This is a genomic window from Paenibacillus zanthoxyli JH29 (assembly GCF_000520715.1).
Classification (GTDB): domain Bacteria; phylum Bacillota; class Bacilli; order Paenibacillales; family Paenibacillaceae; genus Paenibacillus_AQ; species Paenibacillus_AQ zanthoxyli.
The window spans coordinates 1-1,081 of sequence record NZ_ASSD01000181.1 but is presented as its reverse complement, the minus strand read 5'-3'; the positions used below and the strand labels follow the sequence as shown (position 1 = coordinate 1,081).

Below are 1,081 nucleotides of genomic sequence, written 5' to 3'. Positions count from 1 at the left end.
CGGCTCGGCTTTGGCGGTAGGGCGCACGGTAGCCGCGATTCTGGAGAATTATCAGCAGGAGGACGGCAGCGTTCTTATTCCAGAGCGCCTTCAGCCTTACATGGGCAACATTAAGGTGATCCGGCCAAAAGCGAACCAATAAATGGAGTTGCTTCCGTAGATGCAAATATGGTATAATCTCTAATGCATGTGATATTTACTGCATATGGAGAGGTACCGAAGCGGTCATAACGGGGCGGTCTTGAAAACCGTTAGAGTGCAAGCTCACATGGGTTCGAATCCCATCCTCTCCGCCATAACCTTACCTTTGAATAATTGAGAATATAAGCCGTTTCCTTCGGGGGACGGCTTTTTCATATGCAGCGGCAGCCTTGTTAAAGCAGACATAGATGCAGGAAGCAGAGAATAAAAACCCCTCTTTCTCGGCAATGTATTAGGGAAGGAGGAGGATCACATTTATGGATCAACAATTACAACTGGACCAGCAGCAGCTCGTATCCGCTTGGCAGGAACGTCTTCCCTCTTTTATGGATGACGGGGACAGCTATACCGTACAGGCTGACGAAGGTGATAAGAAGAGCCTGCTTATTCATTTCAATGCTGCGGGGCGCCAGAACTATACGTTGGACTTCCGCTGTACGTATGTAGACAGCCGCGAGGTAGCGGTAAACCTGGTTGACGTCGAGCGGGACGGCCTGCATACCGATGAACGCACCGATGCCGTGCAGCAGCTGGCACAGCGGTATACACGGCAGATACACGAGTGCGCCCAAGCGCTGAAGCCCTTGACCAATCACTAATCATTAGGAGGAAGCGACATGAGCAAACCGAAGACGATTCAGGTTCCCGGCACACAGCAGCCTGGGGATAGAGAACAGCAGCGTCATGAACAAGAAGGTCCCGAGCCGCTTTCCGGCTCCAAAAAGGTAAAGCAAGCGAATCACGTCAGTCATAATAATCCGCAAGGATAACATTTTACTGAAAATGGTTTATCTGTGAAAGTAAATCGTTTATCATGAGGAAGGGGGAGTATTTCTTCAATTGGGAGAGGAGAGAAATAATGTTTAAAAAATGGGGCCTT

At 49.3% G+C, this 1,081-nt stretch carries 2 protein-coding genes, 1 tRNA gene and 1 pseudogene; all 4 read left to right on the top strand.

Annotated elements, in window-relative coordinates; translation table 11 throughout:
• Positions 1-142: pseudogene (locus L691_RS31870) on the top strand (serine--tRNA ligase); the annotation flags it as partial.
• Between the two features lie 65 nt (positions 143-207).
• Positions 208-296 (top strand) — tRNA-Ser (locus L691_RS0107150).
• Positions 297-458: 162 nt separating this feature from the next.
• Positions 459-800, top strand: coding sequence for a hypothetical protein (locus tag L691_RS0107145; RefSeq protein WP_025689668.1), 342 nt, complete (start codon positions 459-461; stop codon positions 798-800).
• 18 nt (positions 801-818) lie between these two features.
• Complete coding sequence (locus L691_RS0107140) at positions 819-971, top strand: small acid-soluble spore protein P (RefSeq protein WP_025689666.1); 153 nt, start codon at positions 819-821, stop codon at positions 969-971.
• Positions 972-1,081: the final 110 nt, after the last annotated feature.